Source organism: Haloferax sp. Q22 (assembly GCF_001482285.1).
In the GTDB taxonomy this organism is placed as follows: Archaea; Halobacteriota; Halobacteria; order Halobacteriales; family Haloferacaceae; genus Haloferax.
In genome coordinates, this window is record NZ_LOEP01000016.1 from 341,465 (window position 1) to 360,402 (window position 18,938).

The following is an 18,938-nucleotide window of genomic DNA, read 5'->3' on the forward strand; positions in this document are numbered from 1 at the left end:
CCGTCGTGCGTGTTATTTCTTCCAGCGCAGGTCCGGAACCGTGACCGACGGCTCGAACCCGAGTTCTCCGCGGCGCGCCCGGACGTAAGCCGCGATACAGACCGCGCCGAGCACTATCGCACCGATGCCGAGCAGGCCGGCTTCGGGGCCGAACGCACCGCCGGTAACCACGTCGGGGCCCCGTTCCGTCGTCTCGACGAGCGACGTGCCGAAGTCGAGGCCGCTGACCGCGAAGCCGAAGACGCCGCCCTGCACGAAGTTCCATGAGATGTGGATTCCCGTCGGGATGGCGAGGTCGCCGGTGAGCGCGTAGCCGAGACCGAGCATGACGCCCGCGAGGGTGATGCTGGTCGTGCTGGCGAACCCCGCGTTCGGGTTCGTGTAGTGAGCGACGCCGAACACCGCCGACGAGACCGCGAGGCCGCCGGCGACCGCGACATCCGGACCGAACCGCCAGCGGAGGCCCTCGGCGACGTCGGTGAGGACGATACCCCGGAGCAGAAGTTCCTCCGCGATGCCGACGACGACGAAGAACGCGAGGAGCGAGCCGACGCCGAGCAGTCGGTCGACGCCGAGCGGGGCGGGGGAGACCGCAATCCAGCCGGCGGCGACGCCGACGACGAAGATAGCGGTCATCAGCCCCGTTCCGAGCGCGAGGCCGAACACGAGGTCGACCGCCCACTCGCGGTCGAACCGGAGACCGAGATCCGCGACGGTCCGCCGGTCGACGTACCGCGCGACGACGAGTGCGGCGAGGCCGCTCGCCCCGACAGAGACGAGCGAGACGACGAGCGCGACGAGTCGACTGGATTCGGCGAGACCGCCGAGAGCGGCCGAGAACGAGACGGCGACTACGAGCGAGACGAGGACGAAGACGACGGGCGTTGCGAGCAGTCGAAACGGGGCTCGCGGCCGGCGTTCCATGTCGTTCCAGAGGAGGCGACGGGGAGACACGACGGATGATTCAGCGGCCGCGGGCAAGAAAGTACGGCGAGAAGGTACGGCGAGCGCGACCTCAGAAGGGCGCTGTCGTCAGGATGACCATGAGACCGAACAGGACGAGGCCGAGAAGCACCGAGACGACGAAGTGGATGGTCACCACGTACGCCGACAGGCGGTTCGACCGGCCGTAGAGATACTTGACGAAGCCGAAGTCGAGCCCGAGTGCGAGCGCGAGCGCGACGAAGGAGTTCCAGCCGAAGGTGGTGAAGACGACGGCGATGGCCGCGGGAACCGGCCCGACGGCGAACGCCTTCTTGAGTTCCACGTCGCCGAGGACGTTCCGCGCGGCGATGTGGGCGGTGAGAGAAAGGAACAGCGCGAACAGCGCGAACGTTCCGGCGACGGCCGTGACCGGCGCACCGGCGGCCGTCTGCAAGGTGAGCGCGTCCATATCGGTTCGAGGGACGCGACTGACTTAGATTCGGTCGATTCGGGTCCCGGTTACGCGGCGCGGTCGAGAGGACCCGACGAGGTTAGAACGACCCGTTCAGGAGACCGAGTTCGGAGAGGCGTGAGATGATGACGTCGACCGCCGCTTCGGCGTCTTCCGGCTTCTTCCCACCCGTGATGACGAGCTTGCCCGACCCGAAGAGAAGCGCGACGACGCTCGGTTCGTCGAGGCGATAGACGAGTCCCGGGAACTGTTCGGGCTCGTACTCGATGTTTTCGAGACCGAGGCCGATGGCGATGGCGTTGAGGTTCAGGTTCTCGCCGAGGTCCGCGCTCGTGACGATGTTCTGAACGGTGATTTCGGGGTCGTCGTCGACCGGAATCTGAAGCTCTCGGAGCTTGTCGAAGACGATTTCGAGGCTCTCATGTACGTCGGCGGTCGACTTCGCGCCGGTGCAGACGATTTTTCCGGACCGGAAGATGAGCGCCGCGGACTTCGGCTCTTGGGTGCGGTAGACGAGTCCCGGGAACTGCTCGGGGTCGTAGTCGGCACCCTCGAGGTCCATCGCCACGCTCTGGAGGTCGAGCTCTTGGCCGATTCCCGTGGAGGCGACGACGTTTTCGATGTTGATTGTGTCCTTGGGGTCGGTCATACAACGATTTAAGTCACGTATTTAAGGTTTAAAAAGATTGGTGCAAGTAATTGACAGCTTACGCGCGGCGACGAATAATCCGGACGTTCCGGACGGTGACAACCGCACCAAGAAATGTCAGTGAGATGGGAACTGCGAGGCGCGCGACCGCCGGTCTGAGCACCCAGTAGGTGGCGAAGAACAGGGCGACTGAGACGAGTTTTAACACCGCGAACGAGCCGGGTCCGGGGTCGCCACCCGAGATGAGTCGCACGACTGGGTTCCCTTCCTGTACGCCGGCCATCCTGACACCGAGGACGGTCGTGACGTAGTCGCCGAGGCCGTAGGCGAGCGCCGCTGCGCCCCAGAGGATGGCGTCGAGAGAGGCCATGCGGGTGGATTCGGAGCGACCCGTATAAGTCTCGTCGTCGCCGGGTTGTCACGTTCGGCGTCATCGCCATCGGTCGGTGTGTGCGTCACCGCGCTCGCGGGAGCGACGACGACCGATACCCTCATTTCCGCGGCCCGTCAGGTCCGAGCGTGTACGGATTGGAACTCGCCGGCGAGGAAGACGCCTTCGCCGCCCGCGAGGCCGAGTCGGCCGCGACGGGCGTGACGGTCGTCGCCCCCGGCCTCGCCACCGCCCGCGGCGTCGAACCGGAGCGCGCGAGGCAACTCGCCTACACCCGCCGCGTCGTCGAACTGGTCGGGCGGTGCGACCCCGACATCGACGCCGCCCGCGCCGTCGTCGCGGCCGCGAACGTCGACCGCGAGGGGACCGTCGCCGTCCGCGCCCGCGATGTGCGGGGACTGACCGGTATCAGCACGACCGACGCCGAGCGCGAACTCGGGTCTGCGCTCGTCGACCGCGGCTTCGGCGTCGATTTAGACGACCCCGACCACGAACTTCGGGTTTACTTCTCTGAAGACGCCTGTCTCGTCGGCTGGACCGCCGTCGAGGCGGTCCGCGACTTCGCCGACCGGAAGCCGACCGACCGACCGTTCTTCCAGCCGGGGAGCATGGCCCCCGTAGACGCCCGCGCCTTCGTCAACATGGCCGGCGCGGAGCCCGGCGCCCGAATTTTGGACCCGATGTGCGGCACCGGCGGCGTCCTCCTCGAAGCCGGGTTAGTCGGTGCCGACGTGGTCGGCGTCGACGCCCAAGCGAAGATGGTCGGCGGCGCTCGGGAGAACCTGCATCACTACGTCGGCGACGGCGACGTAATCCGCGGCGACGCCACCACGCTCCCCCTCCGCGACGACTCGATGGACGGCGCGGTGTTCGACGCTCCTTACGGCCGGCAGTCGAAAATCGCCCGCCACTCGCTTTCGGACCTCGTCGGCGGCGCGCTGGCGGAGGTCCGCCGGGTCGCCCCGGAGTGCGTGATGGTCGCCGACCGGTCATGGGCCGAGGAGGCCGAGGACGCCGGCTGGGAGGTCGAACGGGTGTTCGAGCGCCGAGTCCACCGGTCGCTGGTTCGGTACGTACATCTGCTGCATCGGTAGTCGGAACCGGCGGGGATGTCGGCGGCCTCGGTCGCAGGTCCCGGCCGCCACCGCGGTTGTGGTCGTTCGTGCTCTATTCAATTGCTCGACAGGACTATCCGCCAGCGCGACGAAGTGAAGGCATGTCGCGCACGGTTCGAAAGGTTCTCGCCGAGGCGTACGACCCCGACCCGCGAGCGATGGTCATCGTCGCGATGGGGTCGTCGTTCCTGCTGTTTTCGCTCCTGTCGTCCCCGGCCGGTTCGAGCCCGTACTCCCTGTTCGGTCTCGTGGTGGCAGTCCTCTCGCTCGTCGTCTCGGTCGCGATGCTCGCCGTCGAGAAACTCCGATAGTCGAGGCGACTGAGGCCGCTACAGTTCTTCCTTCTGAAGAGATATTTTCCCGTTCGAGCCGACGCGCAACATCACGTACTCGTAGTCCTGAATCCGCCCGTCGTACGCCACCTCGCCGTCAACGAGGAGTTCCACGTCGCAGGTCTCGGCGTCGACCTGCCGGGTGAGCGTCTTCGTCTCGCCGGGCGAGAGTTCCACGTCGCCCTCGCGACACGCGGGTTTCAACACGACCTCGCCGGAGAAGCCGCCGCTGACCCGGACGCGAACGAGTTCTGACCCCTCGCAGAACTGCGGCCATCCGCACTCGTCCGTGGTGGTCGCGGTCTGTCCGGATTCGGAGGGACTACCGAGACACCCGGAGAGGAGAGCGAGCGAACCGAGCGACGCGAGGACCCGTCTGCGCTGCATGAAATGTAGTTTCGCAGTCAGAACAAATGTCTTGTGTCGGCGGGACAGCCCGGACCGCTTGTCCGGCCTATCGCCGCGCCAGCACCGTCTCGCCCGCCCGCACCGACTCGCCTTTCTCGACGACCACGTCCTCAGAGCCGTACTCCGGCGGTAACAGCACGTCGGCCCGGGAGCCGAAGTCGATGTGGCCGAGTTTCTGCCCGCGGACGAGTTCGTCACCGGGCGCGACGTACGAGTGAATCCGGCGGGCGAACGCGCCGGCGATGAGCGACACCTCGTGGTCGCCCTCGTCGGTGTCGAGTTCGATGTCGACGCGCTCGTTCCTATCGGAGTCCTTCGAGAACGCCGGCTTGTGCGCGCCGGGGCGATGAGTGACGGTTCGGACCGCACCGGAGACCGGCGCGCGGTTGACGTGCACGTCGGTGACGTTCATGAACACGCCCACGCGGACACGACCGTCCTCGACGCGAATCACGGAGACGTGCCCGTCGGCGGGGGCGACCACCCCCGGTTCGTCGGGCGGCGAGCGCTCGGGGTCCCGGAAGAACCAGAGGACGAACGCGCCCGCCGCGAGGAGCAGGGCCCCGAGGGGCGGGAAGACGAACGCCGCGACTGCCGCTCCGAGGAAGGCAGGGAGCGCGAACCGTCGGTAGCCGGGTGCGAACTGCATCTATGCCTCGCCGCGGACTTCGGCTCCCCAACTCGTGAGGAGGTGGGTAATGTGCAGGCGGTCGTCGATGCCCGTCGAGATGTCGAGGTCGACCTGCCCCGCGAGTTCGTGCAGGCGAGCGAGTTCGCCGTCGGCGAAGCGCTCAGGAGTCGAGTCGGCGACGCGGAGGATGTCTCGGAGGAGTTCCTGTCCCTCGTAGCCCTCGTCGTCGAGGAGCGTCGTGAGGGTCTTGCGGGCGTCCTTGATGTCGCCCTCGCGGGCGTTGATGAGGAGCGTCTTCAGCTCGTCGTCGAAGCCCACGTCGCCGAGGGCGGCGTGGACCGTGGACATGGTGACCTCGTCGGCCTCGGTGGCCGTCCGCTGGGCTGAGAGGATGGCCTTACGGATGTTCCCGTTAGAGGCGTCGGTGAGGAACTGGAGACCGCCGTCGTCGTAGTCGACGCCCTCGGCGTCGAGGATGTCGGCGAGGAGGGTTTCGAGGGTGTCGTCGTCCGGCGCGGGCATGGGGATGGGGAAACACCGCGAGCGAATCGGCGGGATGAGCTTCGAGGGCTGGCGGGTGGTGATGACGAACTGCGTGGTCCGGTGGTGCTGTTCCATCACGCGGCGGAGCGCCTGCTGGAAGTCCTCGCGGATGGATTCGGCGTTGTCGAGGACGATGGTCTTGTACTCGCCGGACATCGGGGCGTAGCTGGCGGACTCCTTGAGCACGCGGTTTATCATGTCGCGTTTCGCCATGCGACTGCGGCCGTCGAGGAACTGCTCGAACCGCGGGTCGGCGCGAATCTGCTTTTTCGTCCGGTTGAAGAAGTCCGCGACGTTGAGTTCGATGAGGTCGTTTTCGGGGTCCGAATGCGCCTCGCGAGCCAGCGCCCGGACGGCGGCGGTCTTGCCGACGCCCGGCGGGCCCTGCACGACGAGGTTCATCGGTTCGTCCACGGCGCGTCGGAGGCGTTCGCGGACCTCCGGCTGTGGGAGGTCTTCGAGCCCCGGCGCGTGCGTCTCGGTCCACAGCGGCGCGTCCATTGGACTCCGGTAGCAGACGGTCGGGTAAGAATCGGTCGGTCCGGGGCGTCGGGTGGACTCGGGTTTCCTGTGGGCGAGCCCCGAGGCCGCGACCGATTCGACGCACGTTTAGTCCCGCCGCTATCATTGTGGTGCATGTCCATGCGCGCGACCTTCCTCGGGACCGGCGGGGCCGTCCCCACCACGGCGCGTGCGCCGAGCGCGTTCCTCGTGAACCGCGACGGCGAGCGCCTGTTGTTCGATTGCGGGGAGGGCACCCAACGCCAGATGATGCGCTACGGGACCGGGTTCGGCGTCAGCCACCTGTTCGTCACCCACCTCCACGGTGACCACATCCTCGGCATCCCCGGCCTGATTCAGACGCTCGACTTCAACGACCGCGACGCCTCGCTGGCCATCCACGGCCCGCCGGGGAGCAAACGCCACCTCGAAAAGCTCGTCCACGCGGGCGGCTACCAGCCCGGCTTCCACGTCTCCGTCCACGAGGTCCGCCCCGGGAACGTCGCCTACCGCGCCGACGACTACGAGGTCCGCGCGTTCGACACCGAACACCGGACCGCCTCCGTCGGCTACGCCCTCGTCGAGGACGACCGCCCCGGCCGGTTCGACCGCGAGAAGGCCGAGGAACTCGGCGTCCCCGTCGGCCCGGCGTTCGGCCGCCTCCACGCCGGTGAGGACGTGGAACTCGAAGACGGGACCGTCGTGCGCTCCGAGCAGGTCGTCGGCGACCCCCGACCCGGACGAACCGTCGTCTACACCGGCGACACCCGCCCGCTCGAATCGACCGTCGAGGTCGCCCGCGACGCCGACCTGCTCGTCCACGACGCGACGTTCACCGACGAGGAGGCGGAGCGGGCGAAACAGACCGCGCACTCGACCGCCCGCGAGGCCGCCCGAATCGCCCGCGACGCCGACGTTCGGCGGTTCGCGCTGACGCACATCTCCGCCCGGTACGCCGCCGACCCGAGCCCGCTTCTCGAACAGGCCCGCGAGGTGTACGACGGCGAGGCGTTCGTCGCCGAAGACGGTCAGAAACTGGAGGTGCCGTACGCCGACAGCGACGGCGGCGGGGCCGAGACCGGCGAGTAGCCAGTCGGCGAGACACGCAAAAAAGGTGATTCAGTCTCGGTGGGCGTCGCAGACCGGGATCTCGCCGTCGTCGAGGAGGACGACGGGGACCCCGAGGACGACCCACTCGCTGACGTAGCGCCGGCGCGTCGTCGCGGGCGACCCGCACTCGACGCAGGCGGCGTCGGCCGATGCGACGACCGACTCGATGATTCTCGTCCGCGGACCGACGGTTGTCCGTGCGTACGCCGGCTGTTTTGAGAGGAGCACCACGAGCGCCGCGGCGACCACGAGGCCGACGACCGGCAGGACGAACCGGCCGACGCCGGAACGCGCGAGGACGCCGACGATGACGAGTAACATGACCACGACGGCCAGTTCACGGAGGGGACGCATCGACGGCGTCAGTTGCTCGTCTCGTTTTCGGAACCGGACGAGGTCGACGAGGTCGACGACCTCGACGACGCCGAGGTAGTGTCCGACGATGAACCAGCGGACGAACTCGATGAGGACGACCCGTCGCTATCGAGCGACCGGACGAACTGCGGGTAGCCGCCGTCGCCGACCGGGATGTAGACGGTGTCCGTCTCGTCGAGCTTCTCGATGTACTTCTGAGCCAGCACCTCGTCGGACAGCGACTCCGCGAGGATGCGGTTGGCGTCGGCCTGCCCCTGCGCCTCGATGCGCTTGCGCTCGGCCTCCAGCTCCTCGACGGCGAGTTCGTCCTGCTTCTGCTGGCGGCGCTGTTCGGTGATCTCCTTCTGTTCGACCGCCTGCGCGTACTCGGCGGGGAGTTCGACGTTGCGGACCTGCACCGCTTCGAGGATGAGGCCGTCGTCGGCGAACTCCTCGGCGAGTTCCCGCTCGGCGGCGGCCTTCAGCTGGGTCTGGCCCTCGCCGGTGTAGATGACGGTGACGGGGAGCCGACCGGCCTCGGTCCGGAGCACCGACCGAATCGACGGCCGAATCAGGCGCTCCTCGGCGGTTTCGAGCGTTCGGTAGTTGCGGTAGAACTCGACGGCCTGCCCGGCGTCGATGCGGTAGCGGACGGTCACGTCGATGTCCGTCCGAAGGCCGTCTTCGGTCAGGACGGTGATAGCGTCGTCGCCGCGTCTGTCGCCTTCGCTCGTCGACGACGACATCGTGTACGACTGCGGTCGCACCGACAGCGACGAGGTCGACTGCGAGACGGGGTTGACGAAGTGCGCGCCGGGTTCGAAGACGGTACCGGTGGTCGCGCCCCACTTCTTGACGACCTTGACGTTCCCCTCTTCGACGGGTTCCCACGCGAGGAGCCCGGCGATGGGGGCGGCGATAAGGAGGAGGGCGACGACACCGATGAGGGCGATGCGCGTCAGCGAACGGGAGGTCACCGACGGCGGGTCGGGGATATCAGAACTCATCAGTCCCATTTCAAATAGCCGAGACTTGTTTGTTTCGTGTCAAACGTCGGTCGCGGCGGCGGTGTCGCCGACGACAGCGGCGTTTCCGGCCGAGCCGCGCAAACGCGACACTCGGGGCGAGTCGACGCTCGAAACCGGCGTGGAGTATATATTCGGCGCGACCCTAGTCGCCGTCGTGAACGACCGGACGAGTGCGCTCGACTCGGTCGTCTTCGGCGTCGACATCCAGAGCGGCGATATCCGCGGCGACTCGCCGTCGTACGCGCTGGTCGTGTTGGACACCCGAGACACCGAGTCAGACGAGGTCCGAATCGAACGAGACGTGGTCTCCTTCCGAAAGTTACGCCGACTCATCGAGCGCGACGAACCGCGCGTCGTCGCCACGGACAACATGTACGAGTTGGCGACCGACAAGGACGATTTAGTCCGCTTCCTGCGGTGGCTCCCCCACGGGACGCAGTTGGTGCAAGTGACCGGCGCGGAGCGACCGGAACCGCTCTCGCGGGTCGCCTCGCGTCACGGCGTCCCCTACGGCAAAGACCCGATGAAAGAGGCCGAGGCCGCGGCCCGGCTCGCCCTCGCCAACGTCGGCTACGAGGTCGCCGCCTTCGAGAACACGACGACCGTGAAGGTCTCTCGCGGCCGCTCGACCGGCAAGGGCGGGTGGAGTCAGGACCGCTACACGCGCCGCATCCACGGGTCGGTCAAACAGCAGTCCCGCGAGGTCGAATCCGCACTGAAGGAGGCCAACCTCGACTACGAGCGGGACGTGACCGAGAAGTACGGCGGCTATTCGCAGGCGCTTTTCACCGTCGAGGGGCGGCCGGAGGACATCCCCGTATCGACCCACCGCTCGGGCGACACCCGCGTCGAAATCGAACGCGAGCGCCGCGACGGCATCGAGTTCGAACCGCTCGTGAAGCGCCGCGACCGCGTCATCGTCGGCATCGACCCGGGCACGACCACCGCCGTCGCCGTCGTCGGCCTCGACGGCCGTGTCCTCGACGTACACTCGACGCGCACCGCCGACACCGCCGCCGTCATCGAGTGGCTCATCGAGCGCGGCCGGCCCAGTCTGGTCGCCGCCGACGTCCAGCCGATGCCCGAGACGGTCGAGAAGTTCCGCCGGAGCTTCGACGCCGCCGGGTGGGCCCCGACGAGCGACATCCCCGTGGACGAGAAGCTCCACCGGACCCGCGACATCGACTACGAGAACGACCACGAACGCGACGCCCTCGCGGCGGCGCTGTTCGCCTTCGACGACCACGAAGACCAGTTCGAACGCATCTCCCGGAAGGTGCCAGCCGACGTGGACAGAGAGGAGGTCATCGCCCGCGTGCTCGTCAGCGAGGAGTCGGTCGAGGCCGTCCTCCGCGAGATGGCCGACGACGCCGACGGGGGCGACCCCGACGACGCCGACGAGGAGGCCCACGAGGAGCCCGAACTCACGCCCGAAGAACGCGAGATTCGGGAGTTGCGGTCGCGGGTCGAGCGCCTCGAATCGCACGTTGAGGACCTGAAATCGACCATCGAGGAGAAAGACGAGACCATCGAGGAGTACAAGGAAGAACTCTCCGACGCCCGCCGCGAGGAGCGCCGCGAGGCCCGCGAGCGCCGCGAGGTCACCCGGCTCGAACGCGAGAACGGTCGGTTAGAGCGGAAAGTCGAATCGCTCGAATCCGACAAGGCGGAACTCGCAGACAAGCTCGACCAACTGAAGTCGCTGTGGAAGCTCGACCACTCGAACTTCGCGGACGTGAACACCGATGGCAGTTTGGTGCCGGTCAAAATCGTCGAGCAGTTCACGAACGGCGCGCTCGACCACACCGTCGAGGAGTACGGTATCGCCGCGGGCGACGTGGTCTACCTCCGCGACGCCAGCGGGGCCGGGCGGACGACCGCCGAGCGACTCGCCGAGTTCGACCCCAAGGTCGTCCTCCGGTCGGGCAATCTCTCGGAGGTCGCGGACGAGGTGCTGTTCGAGGCCGACGTTCCGGTCGCACCGGCCGACGGCGTGACGATTCAGGAGATAGACGAACTCGCCGTAGCGAAGGAGTCCGAGGTGGCCGCCGCCATCGACGACTGGGAGGACCGCGCCGAGGAGCGACAGAAGGAACAGCGCGAGGAGATGGTGGACCAGATTATCTCCGAACACCGCGCCGAGAACCGGCGGTGACTGGCCGAAGGTGAGACGCGCGAACGGGGCTCATTCGCGATTTCGCTCCCGCGGCCACGCTCGAACGAGCGAGACGGCCAACAGGAGGCCGATAACTAACGCGGCACCGCCAGAGACGAGATGGATGACGTTGTCGAGGTAGACTCCGGGTGTACTCGACGAGACGAGGTACGTGAGGAGGGCGAGAAACAGCGAGATGACCATGAGCCATCGACGGATTGGTGTCGCGTCGGCGGAGGGCATATCGACGGGATGCGTGGCTGTTCGTAAATCGATTCTGGCACCACTGAAGACCGTGACGAGAGCCGCGGCCGCCGAGGGACATTACTCCGCGGTCGCGTCGTGGCCGACGACGACGGCGACGACGAAGTACAGCGCCGCGCCGACGAGCGGCACGAAGAAGGCCAAGGCGGCCCAGAACGTCGCGTTTCGGCCCTTGAACGTCGCGTCCTTGTGGACGCGGTAGGGCAGGTAGATGTGAACGGCGAGGAAGTAGACCGCGAAGCCGAGGATGTACGGGAGGAGGTCGCCGCCGCGAACCGACGCCCACATGGCCGCGAGCAGGCCGAAGACGACGAGGATGAGCGCGGCGAAGATGATGACGGGCGCACGCGTCGTGGTTCCTGAGTCGGACATCACCCGGAGTTAGGACCGGTTCGTGTTGTCCGTTTCGCCCGCGAGCGGCTTCCAGAAGTCATATCCCACATCACCGACACCGAACAGGTATGGACGCATACGACCTGATCACTCGGAACGCCTCCGAAGTGGTCACGGAGGACGAAGTGCGCGCGCTGGCCGACGACCCCGAGGGCAAGCGAGCGTACGTGGGCTACGAGCCCTCCGGCGTCCTCCACATCGGTCACATGCTCACCGCCAACAAGCTCATCGACCTCCAAGAGGCGGGCTTCGAGGTAGTCGTGCTACTGGCCGACGTACACGCCTACCTCAACGGCAAGGGCACCTTCGAGGAGATTCGCGAGACGGCCGAGCGGATGAAAGCGCAGTTCATCGCCTACGGCCTCGACGAGAGCCAGACGGAGTTCGTCCTCGGCTCGGAGTACCAGCTCGACGAGAGCTACGTCCTCGACCTGCACGCGCTCGAACTGGAGACGACGCTCTCGCGCGCCGAGCGCGCCATGGCCGAAATCAAAAGCGGCGACGGCGTCACCGTCGCGCAGGCGGTCTACCCCATCATGCAGGCGCTCGACATCGTCTACCTCGACGTTGACCTCGCCATCGGCGGGATGGAACAGCGCAAGGTCCACATGCTCGCCCGCGACACGCTCCCGAGCATCGGCGAGGAGTCGCCGACCTGCATGCACACGCCGCTCATCGCCGACCTCGGGACGGGCATCGGTAAGATGTCCTCCTCCGAGGGCGTCACCATCTCGATGGAGGACTCCACCGAGGACATCGAAGACAAGGTCAACGGCGCGTTCTGCCCGCCGACGGCCGACCCCGACCCGACCGAGGACGGTGACGAGCGCGAGAACCCCGTCCTCCAAATCTTCGAGTACCACGTCTTCCCGCGCTTCGAGCGAGTCGTCGTCGAGCGCCCCGAGCAGTACGGCGGGAACCTCGAATACGACGACTACGAGGCGCTGGAGGCCGACCTCGAATCCGGCGAACTCCACCCCGCCGACGCGAAGGGCGCGCTCGCGGACTACCTCGACGAACTCATCGAGCCCGGTCGCGCGAAGATAGCCGAGTAATCGCCGCGCCTCACCGGAACTGTACCCTTCTCGACGGCTCGTGACTCGCCGTCTCCCAAACCGATAGAAGTCACCGGCCCGACGAGTCGGTATGTCCAACCCTTCCGACGTTCTCGTTCATCGAAACCGAACCGTCACAGACCGCGAGGAGCGCACGCTGACCGCGGACGTGTACTGCCCCAACTCCCCGACAGCCGAGGGAACCGAAACGGCCGGCTCACCCCGCCCCCTCGTCGTCTTCGTCTACGGCGGCGCGTGGGAGACCGGCTCGACCGGCCAGTTCGCCCGCTGGGCGCTCGACGCCGCCGACGAGGGGTTCGTCGCGGCCGAGGTGTCGTACCGACTGGGTCACGAAGCGACGTTCCCCGCGCAAATCGAAGATGTGTGCGAAGGTATCGACTGGGTCGTCGACCGCGCCGACGAGTTCGGCATCGACCCGAACACTGTCGCCGTCGTCGGCCACTCCGCGGGGGCGCACCTCGCGTTGCTGGCGGCGCTTTCGGACGACGAGTTCGGGCGGCGGACCGAAATTGACGCCGCGGTCGGGGTCTCCGGCGTCTACGACCTCCGAGCCGACGACCACGAGCGCGCCGGGGAGTCGCTGCCGCTGTTCGATGACCGGCCGTCGGCCGCCGAGTTGCGTCGGTGTTCGCCGATTACCTACGTCGATGACGACGCCGACGCGCCGCCGACGCTGTTGCTCCACGGGAGCGAGGACTCGGTCGTCGCGCCGGACCAGAGCGCCCGGTTGGCGGACGCGCTCGAAGCCGCCGGAAACGAAGTCGAATACGACGCCGTCGGCGCGGCCGACCACGTCTTCTTGCACTCGTCGTACCACTATCCAGCGGCCCGAGAACGGGTGTTCTCGTTCCTCCGCGAATCGCTGTAAGGCGGGGAACCTGCGGCTCTCAGGCCATGCCGAACATCTTCATCACGCCCTCGGCGAGGCCGCTGGCGACGAGTCCGAGGCCGGCGACGACGAACGCGAGACCCGCCGCGACGACGGGGGCCTGATAGGCGACGATACCGATACCCAAGAGCAAGGAGACGACGCCGGCGATACCCTTCGTGCCGAGTTTGTCGAGCATACAACGACGGCGTTTCGGGACGGTCCTAAACGCGTCGTTCCGTCGGACGCTTCCTACCGGCCGAACGTCGGCGGATTTAACCATGCTCACGTCGAACGCTCGCGCATGAGCGACGACGAGAACGAGAGCCGCCGAGACCTTCGAATGCCGAACGACGACGAAGTGTTCGCCGTCGTGACGAACATGCTCGGGGCCAATCGTATTCGCGTCCGCTGTGCCGACGGCGTCGAGCGGACCGCTCGCATTCCCGGGCGGATGCAGAAGCGAATCTGGATTCGAGAGGACGACGTGGTACTCGTCGAGCCGTGGGACTGGCAGGACGAGAAGGCCGACGTGTCGTGGCGCTACGAGAAGTCCGAGGCCGACCAACTCCGCCGCGAAGGCCACATCCAGTAACGCGTTCGAGACAGCGTCGACCGTTCGCCGAGCGACACCGAAGCCGGAGCCTGTGCCCTTTTCATCTCGCCTCTCGTAGCCCTAGTCCAATGACTGACGAGTTCGGCATGGTCGAACCCCAGGAGGGCGAGGCGTTCGGCGACGAGTGGGAGGAGATAGACGTCTCCGACGACGAGGCAGACCGCATCGCGCGCCGCAAGGACCGCGACTTCGACGAGTTCCGGATGCGGTTGAAGGACGCCGACCAGTTCAAAGTCGAGCAGTCGGTGTTCGACGACGCGACCTTCGCCGCCATCTACAAACTCGTCCAAGACGGGTACATCGACGCGTTCGGCGGGCCGATTTCGACCGGGAAGGAGGCCAACGTTTTCGAGGCGCTCGGTGGCGACGACTCCGACGTGGCGGTCAAAATATACCGCATCAACGCCTCGGACTTCCGGCACATGCGCGATTACCTCGAAGGCGACCCGCGCTTCGAGAACATCGGCCACGACAAGGGACAGGTCGTCCGCGCGTGGGTCAGAAAGGAGTTCGCCAACCTCGAACGCGCCCAGCGCGCCGGCGTGCGCGTGCCGAAGCCCATCGCGGTCCAGCGGAACGTCCTCGTGATGGAACTCGTCGGCGTCGTCGACGACCGGGCGCGGCGGCTCTCGGAGGTGCGCGTCGAGAACCCCCAGACCGCCTACGAAGTCGTCCGCGAGTACATGCGCCGACTCCACCGCGCCGGCCTCGTCCACGGCGACCTCTCGGAGTACAACCTCATCATCCACGACGGCGAACTCGTCGTCATCGACCTCGGACAGGCTGTCACGGTCCACCACCCCAACGCCGAGGAGTTCCTCCGGCGGGACTGCCGCAACGTGGCCAACTTCTTCCGGCGGCAGGGGGCCGACGCCGACGGCGACTCGCTGTACGAGTTCGTCACGGCCGAAGAAGATGAGGACAAAGACTGAGCCGGAACCGAGGAGAAACGCGAACCCGCCGCGAGACGGGTGTGCGACCGAGACACGCGGCGACCCGGCGAGCGAACGCTTAAACCATTCCGACGGGTATCGGGTGATATGCAGCACGTCAAGGTGCCGCAGGACCGTATCGGTGTTCTCATCGGCGAAGGTGGCTCGACGCTCCGCGAGATAGAGAGTCGCGCGGAAGTCCGACTCGACGTTGACTCGGAGAACGGCAGCGTCGCAATCGACAGCGTCGGCGACCCCGTACTCGGCATGGTCGCTCCCGACGTGGTCCGAGCGGTCGGCCGCGGCTTCGCCCCGGAGGACGCGATGGCGCTCCTCGACGACGACATGATGATGTTCGAACTCATCGAGATAGACCGGCACACCCGAAACAAAAACGACATGCGGCGACAGAAGGGTCGCCTCATCGGCGAGAACGGCCGCACCCGCGAACTCATGGAGGAGCTGACCGGCGCGGACGTGGTTATCTACGGCTCGACACTCGGCATCATCGGCCAGCCCGAGGAGGTCGAAGTCGTCCGCCGGGCCGTCGAGATGATTCTCGACGGCGCGCCCCACGGCGCGGTGTACTCCTTCCTCGAACGGAAGCACAACGACCTGACGCAGGGCTTCAACGTCCGGCAGAACAACTGAGACGCCACCGCCGACGAGTCCACCGCGACACGGCACTCGCCCGCATCGTCTTTTCACCGCACTCGCTTCGAGACTGGCGAGGCGACCCGCCGAGTACCATAGATAAAGCCGCGTAATCGACCGCCGTCACCGGGTCTCGACCACCCCACCGTGTTGCGTTTTGGCATACCAATAAACGAAGCTTTTTTATAGAATCACAAACAATCAGGCGATGACTATGAGCCAGCGAATGCAGCAGGGTCAGCCCATGATCATTCTGGGTGAAGACTCGCAGCGCACATCCGGTCAGGATGCGCAGTCGATGAACATCACGGCCGGGAAGGCCGTCGCAGAGGCCGTACGCACGACGCTCGGCCCCAAGGGAATGGACAAGATGCTCGTCGACTCCGGTGGGCAGGTCGTCGTCACGAACGACGGCGTCACCATCCTCAAGGAGATGGACATCGACCACCCCGCGGCCAACATGATCGTCGAAGTCTCCGAGACCCAGGAGGACGAGGTCGGAGACGGTACGACGACGGCCGTCATCATCGCCGGCGAACTCCTCGACCAGGCCGAGGAGCTCCTCGAATCGGACGTTCACGCGACCACCATCGCACAGGGCTACCGCCAGGCCGCCGAGAAGGCCAAGGAAGTCCTCGAGGACAACGCTATCGAGGTTACTGAGGACGACCGCGAGACCCTCCAGAAGATCGCCGCGACGGCGATGACCGGTAAGGGCGCGGAGTCCGCGAAGGACCTGCTCTCCGAACTCGTCGTCGACGCCGTGCTGGCCGTCAAGGACGACGACGGCATCGACACGAACAACGTCTCCATCGAGAAGGTCGTCGGCGGCACCATCGACAACTCCGAACTCGTCGAGGGCGTCATCGTCGACAAAGAGCGCGTCGACGAGAACATGCCCTACGCCGTCGAAGACGCGAACATCGCCATCCTCGACGACGCGCTGGAAGTCCGCGAGACCGAAATCGACGCGGAAGTCAACGTCACGGACCCCGACCAGCTTCAGCAGTTCCTCGACCAGGAAGAAAAGCAGCTGAAAGAGATGGTCGACAAGCTCGTCGAGGTCGGCGCCGACGCCGTCTTCGTCGGTGACGGCATCGACGACATGGCGCAGCACTACCTCGCGAAGGAGGGCATCCTCGCGGTCCGCCGCACGAAGTCCTCCGACCTCAAGCGTCTCGCCCGCGCGACGGGTGGCCGCGTCGTCAGCAGTCTCGACGACATCGAGGCCGACGACCTCGGCTTCGCTGGCTCCGTCGGACAGAAGGACGTCGGCGGCGACGAGCGCATCTTCGTCGAGGACGTCGAGGACGCGAAGTCCGTCACGCTCATCCTCCGCGGCGGCACCGAGCACGTCGTCGACGAGCTCGAACGCGCCATCGAGGACTCCCTCGGCGTCGTCCGCACGACGCTCGAAGACGGGAAGGTCCTCCCCGGCGGCGGCGCTCCCGAGACGGAGCTCTCCCTGCAGCTCCGCGAGTTCGCCGACTCCGTCGGCGGCCGCGAGCAGCTCGCCGTCGAGGCGTTCGCCGAGGCGCTGGACATCATCCCGCGCACCCTCGCCGAGAACGCCGGTCTCGACCCCATCGACTCCCTCGTCGACCTGCGCTCGCGCCACGACGGCGGCGAGTTCGCAGCTGGCCTCGACGCCTACACGGGCGAGGTCATCGACATGGAAGAAGAGGGTGTCGTGGAGCCCCTCCGCGTCAAGACCCAGGCTATCGAGTCCGCGACCGAAGCCGCTGTTATGATCCTCCGCATCGACGACGTCATCGCGGCTGGCGACCTCTCCGGTGGCCAGACCGGCGGCGACGACGACGAGGGCGGCGCGCCCGGCGGCATGGGCGGCGGCATGGGTGGCATGGGCGGTATGGGCGGCATGGGCGGTGCGATGTGAGAACCCCCAGATAGGCCTACACCACTCACACCCACACCCTGACTTCGCATCGACTCGAATCGCTCGGCCGAATTCACACCGTTTTTTGCGGATTCACGCCCGTTAGCCGCCGCTTTGTCAGCTCATCCGTCGGTTGGGACGCCGTTAATCGAGCGCCCGCACCGCACCGTCGCCTGACGTCGCGAGACAGCGGTCGTATCGGCAACTGATTTGCAACAGAAGTTGACAAATCCCTATGAAACGTCCGGCACAGTTCGTGAAACACCGGTACCCGTCTCTATACTTATCTCCCGTGACAGCCTCTATCAGCGTGTATGTCCCCTCCCGAGCCCTCGGCGGACGCCGCCGCCTCGGACGCGACCACGCCCGCGAATCGACCGCCGTTTCTGGCCGTCGTCGCGCCCCGCATCTCCGAGGCGGCGGCGCTCGCGGGAACGCTCCTCCCCGGCGTCGGCCCGCTCGTCCGCGCGCCGCACAGCTCCTCCCCATCGAACCTCCGGGCCACCCTCGCCGCGATGCGGCGGCCCGACACGCCGCTCGTCGTGGCGACCGACAGCGCGGCCGCCGTCCGCGACGCCGACCGCGTCCACGTCGCCGACGGCGGCGTCGTTGTCGAATCCGGCGCGCCGAGCGACCTCCTCGCGGTCCCCGGCGTCTACGCCCGGCGCTACGGTGCCGAGCTCGGCGCGAACTTCGCCGACCCGGGAAAAGACGTCGCCGACGAGTGACGGGTCGGCCGACGCTCGCCCCTCCGGTCCGCCCCAACGTTCACCACCGGTCCCGTGGTAGCGGTACGTATGGGGGAGAGAGCGTGTTACCGCGAGTTCTGTCCGGACTGCGACGCACCGGTGACTATCGTCGACGACGAGTGCCCCGAGTGCGGCCGGGAGTTGGCAGTCGTCTGAGAGCCGGCGTCACTCGGACACTCGCGCGTCGATGTGGTGGACCGCGTGCGGGGAGAGATACCGGCCGCCCGGAACCTCGACCCAGCCGTTGACGAGCACGCGGACCGGCCCCTCGTGGAGCACGGACTCCATCTCGGCGTCGCCGTAGACGACCGCATCGTCTATCGTCTGTTCGAACCGTCCGCCGAACGGGGAGTCAGATGCGAAGACCATACACGAGGCAACTGGGCGACACGTAATGAGAATAGTGGGGGGTCGGGGTGTTCACGACGACCCAGCATCGCCAGCATCGACGCGACGGGCGAGTAAATCGACCACCACCGAGACAACGAGCAGGGCCGCGACGAGTTGGAGTCCGCGGGCCACGTCCAATCCGAGCGACGCCGCGATGCCGAACTGTTCGACGACGTAGAGCGCTCCCCGGCGACGAGTCCCAGACTACCGAACAGGAGTCTCGCGAATCGGCCGCCGAGGCTCGTCACGAAATTGTAGGCGGCGACGCCGAAGACGACCGTGGCGGCGACGATACCGAGAACGTCCATGCGAGGCGTCTCGCACCGCTCGACTAAGAAAATGTTGTTTTCCTAACCCGACTAGATACGCGTATCCGAGGGCATGTTCCGATGCTCGTCAGGGATAGAGACCCCTCAGGTCCGGAGAAAACGGAACCGACGGACGCTGTCGCTCGGCGGTCTATCACAGTAACAGAGCGCGACGGGA

The 18,938-nt window shown here is 66.8% G+C and carries 24 protein-coding genes and 1 pseudogene; 11 read left to right on the forward strand and 14 right to left on the reverse strand.

The window, feature by feature from the left end:
• Nucleotides 1-12: 12 nt before the first annotated feature.
• The 4 genes from AM590_RS07220 to AM590_RS07235 form a co-directional block, all read right to left on the reverse strand.
• Complete coding sequence (locus tag AM590_RS07220) at nucleotides 13-981, reverse strand: CPBP family intramembrane glutamic endopeptidase (RefSeq protein WP_058826872.1); 969 nt, start codon at nucleotides 979-981, stop codon at nucleotides 13-15.
• A gap of 34 nt (nucleotides 982-1,015) precedes the next feature.
• Nucleotides 1,016-1,393 (reverse strand): hypothetical protein, encoded by a 378-nt coding sequence (locus tag AM590_RS07225; protein WP_058826873.1) that lies wholly within the window; start codon nucleotides 1,391-1,393, stop codon nucleotides 1,016-1,018.
• Nucleotides 1,394-1,475: 82 nt separating this feature from the next.
• Entirely contained in the window at nucleotides 1,476-2,045 is a 570-nt protein-coding gene (locus AM590_RS07230; protein ID WP_058826874.1) for a TATA-box-binding protein, read from the reverse strand.
• 58 nt (nucleotides 2,046-2,103) lie between these two features.
• Complete coding sequence (locus tag AM590_RS07235; protein ID WP_058826875.1) at nucleotides 2,104-2,415, reverse strand: DUF5658 family protein; 312 nt, start codon at nucleotides 2,413-2,415, stop codon at nucleotides 2,104-2,106.
• A 158-nt stretch (nucleotides 2,416-2,573) separates the two neighbouring features.
• On the opposite strand from AM590_RS07235, the gene AM590_RS07240 reads away from it, so the two are divergent.
• Both AM590_RS07240 and AM590_RS07245 read left to right on the forward strand, forming a co-directional pair.
• Complete coding sequence (locus AM590_RS07240) at nucleotides 2,574-3,530, forward strand: methyltransferase domain-containing protein (protein ID WP_058826876.1); 957 nt, start codon at nucleotides 2,574-2,576, stop codon at nucleotides 3,528-3,530.
• A gap of 122 nt (nucleotides 3,531-3,652) precedes the next feature.
• Nucleotides 3,653-3,862 carry a hypothetical protein gene (locus AM590_RS07245; protein WP_058826877.1) on the forward strand — a complete coding sequence of 70 codons (210 nt, stop codon included), beginning with the start codon at nucleotides 3,653-3,655 and terminating at the stop codon, nucleotides 3,860-3,862.
• Nucleotides 3,863-3,880: 18 nt separating this feature from the next.
• On the opposite strand, the gene AM590_RS07250 is transcribed toward AM590_RS07245, so the two are convergent.
• The 3 genes from AM590_RS07250 to AM590_RS07260 form a co-directional block, all read right to left on the reverse strand.
• Nucleotides 3,881-4,270, reverse strand: coding sequence for a hypothetical protein (locus AM590_RS07250; RefSeq protein ID WP_058826878.1), 390 nt, complete (start codon nucleotides 4,268-4,270; stop codon nucleotides 3,881-3,883).
• A gap of 67 nt (nucleotides 4,271-4,337) precedes the next feature.
• Entirely contained in the window at nucleotides 4,338-4,940 is a 603-nt protein-coding gene (locus AM590_RS07255; RefSeq protein ID WP_058826879.1) for a protein sorting system archaetidylserine decarboxylase, read from the reverse strand.
• The gene (locus tag AM590_RS07260) at nucleotides 4,941-5,966 is read right to left on the reverse strand and encodes an AAA family ATPase (protein ID WP_058826880.1); all 1,026 of its coding nucleotides are present in this window, start codon (nucleotides 5,964-5,966) and stop codon (nucleotides 4,941-4,943) included.
• Between the two features lie 141 nt (nucleotides 5,967-6,107).
• Between AM590_RS07260 and rnz the strand changes: the two genes are divergently transcribed.
• The gene (gene rnz / locus AM590_RS07265) at nucleotides 6,108-7,055 is read left to right on the forward strand and encodes a ribonuclease Z (protein WP_172795771.1); all 948 of its coding nucleotides are present in this window, start codon (nucleotides 6,108-6,110) and stop codon (nucleotides 7,053-7,055) included.
• 30 nt (nucleotides 7,056-7,085) lie between these two features.
• Here the strand turns inward: rnz and AM590_RS07270 are convergent, their stop codons facing one another.
• Nucleotides 7,086-7,430: a hypothetical protein gene (locus AM590_RS07270; RefSeq protein WP_058826882.1), complete on the reverse strand. Its 345-nt coding sequence runs from the start codon at nucleotides 7,428-7,430 to the stop codon at nucleotides 7,086-7,088.
• 8 nt (nucleotides 7,431-7,438) lie between these two features.
• Nucleotides 7,439-8,437, reverse strand: coding sequence for a prohibitin family protein (locus AM590_RS07275; protein WP_058826900.1), 999 nt, complete (start codon nucleotides 8,435-8,437; stop codon nucleotides 7,439-7,441).
• Nucleotides 8,438-8,612: 175 nt separating this feature from the next.
• Between AM590_RS07275 and AM590_RS07280 the strand changes: the two genes are divergently transcribed.
• Nucleotides 8,613-10,613: a DUF460 domain-containing protein gene (locus AM590_RS07280; RefSeq protein WP_058826901.1), complete on the forward strand. Its 2,001-nt coding sequence runs from the start codon at nucleotides 8,613-8,615 to the stop codon at nucleotides 10,611-10,613.
• A gap of 30 nt (nucleotides 10,614-10,643) precedes the next feature.
• Here the strand turns inward: AM590_RS07280 and AM590_RS07285 are convergent, their stop codons facing one another.
• Together AM590_RS07285 and AM590_RS07290 are read right to left on the reverse strand one after the other, a co-directional pair.
• Complete coding sequence (locus AM590_RS07285; protein WP_058826883.1) at nucleotides 10,644-10,856, reverse strand: hypothetical protein; 213 nt, start codon at nucleotides 10,854-10,856, stop codon at nucleotides 10,644-10,646.
• An 81-nt stretch (nucleotides 10,857-10,937) separates the two neighbouring features.
• Nucleotides 10,938-11,249, reverse strand: a complete 312-nt coding sequence (locus AM590_RS07290) for a hypothetical protein (RefSeq protein ID WP_058826884.1) — start codon at nucleotides 11,247-11,249, stop codon at nucleotides 10,938-10,940.
• An 89-nt stretch (nucleotides 11,250-11,338) separates the two neighbouring features.
• Here AM590_RS07290 and AM590_RS07295 point away from each other — a divergent pair, with 89 nt between their 5' ends.
• Together AM590_RS07295 and AM590_RS07300 are read left to right on the forward strand one after the other, a co-directional pair.
• Nucleotides 11,339-12,325, forward strand: a complete 987-nt coding sequence (locus tag AM590_RS07295; RefSeq protein ID WP_058826885.1) for a tyrosine--tRNA ligase — start codon at nucleotides 11,339-11,341, stop codon at nucleotides 12,323-12,325.
• Between the two features lie 91 nt (nucleotides 12,326-12,416).
• Nucleotides 12,417-13,214 (forward strand): alpha/beta hydrolase, encoded by a 798-nt coding sequence (locus AM590_RS07300; RefSeq protein WP_058826886.1) that lies wholly within the window; start codon nucleotides 12,417-12,419, stop codon nucleotides 13,212-13,214.
• A gap of 19 nt (nucleotides 13,215-13,233) precedes the next feature.
• Here AM590_RS07300 and AM590_RS07305 read toward each other — a convergent pair whose 3' ends face one another.
• Nucleotides 13,234-13,413, reverse strand: coding sequence for a hypothetical protein (locus AM590_RS07305; protein WP_004973908.1), 180 nt, complete (start codon nucleotides 13,411-13,413; stop codon nucleotides 13,234-13,236).
• Between the two features lie 105 nt (nucleotides 13,414-13,518).
• Here AM590_RS07305 and eif1A point away from each other — a divergent pair, with 105 nt between their 5' ends.
• From eif1A to AM590_RS07330, 5 genes are all read left to right on the forward strand, one after another.
• The gene (gene eif1A, locus AM590_RS07310; RefSeq protein ID WP_004045248.1) at nucleotides 13,519-13,809 is read left to right on the forward strand and encodes a translation initiation factor eIF-1A; all 291 of its coding nucleotides are present in this window, start codon (nucleotides 13,519-13,521) and stop codon (nucleotides 13,807-13,809) included.
• Nucleotides 13,810-13,898: 89 nt separating this feature from the next.
• Nucleotides 13,899-14,762, forward strand: coding sequence for a serine/threonine-protein kinase Rio1 (gene rio1, locus AM590_RS07315; protein ID WP_058826887.1), 864 nt, complete (start codon nucleotides 13,899-13,901; stop codon nucleotides 14,760-14,762).
• Nucleotides 14,763-14,870: 108 nt separating this feature from the next.
• Nucleotides 14,871-15,413: a KH domain-containing protein gene (locus AM590_RS07320; protein WP_004973911.1), complete on the forward strand. Its 543-nt coding sequence runs from the start codon at nucleotides 14,871-14,873 to the stop codon at nucleotides 15,411-15,413.
• A gap of 247 nt (nucleotides 15,414-15,660) precedes the next feature.
• Nucleotides 15,661-17,313 (forward strand): thermosome subunit alpha, encoded by a 1,653-nt coding sequence (gene thsA, locus AM590_RS07325; RefSeq protein WP_058826902.1) that lies wholly within the window; start codon nucleotides 15,661-15,663, stop codon nucleotides 17,311-17,313.
• A gap of 314 nt (nucleotides 17,314-17,627) precedes the next feature.
• The gene (locus tag AM590_RS07330; RefSeq protein WP_058826888.1) at nucleotides 17,628-18,041 is read left to right on the forward strand and encodes an ABC transporter ATP-binding protein/permease; all 414 of its coding nucleotides are present in this window, start codon (nucleotides 17,628-17,630) and stop codon (nucleotides 18,039-18,041) included.
• 186 nt (nucleotides 18,042-18,227) lie between these two features.
• On the opposite strand, the gene AM590_RS07335 is transcribed toward AM590_RS07330, so the two are convergent.
• Both AM590_RS07335 and AM590_RS21365 read right to left on the reverse strand, forming a co-directional pair.
• Nucleotides 18,228-18,431 carry a hypothetical protein gene (locus AM590_RS07335; protein WP_004973915.1) on the reverse strand — a complete coding sequence of 68 codons (204 nt, stop codon included), beginning with the start codon at nucleotides 18,429-18,431 and terminating at the stop codon, nucleotides 18,228-18,230.
• A 51-nt stretch (nucleotides 18,432-18,482) separates the two neighbouring features.
• A pseudogene (locus AM590_RS21365) lies at nucleotides 18,483-18,760 on the reverse strand (hypothetical protein).
• Between the last annotated feature and the right edge of the window lie 178 nt (nucleotides 18,761-18,938).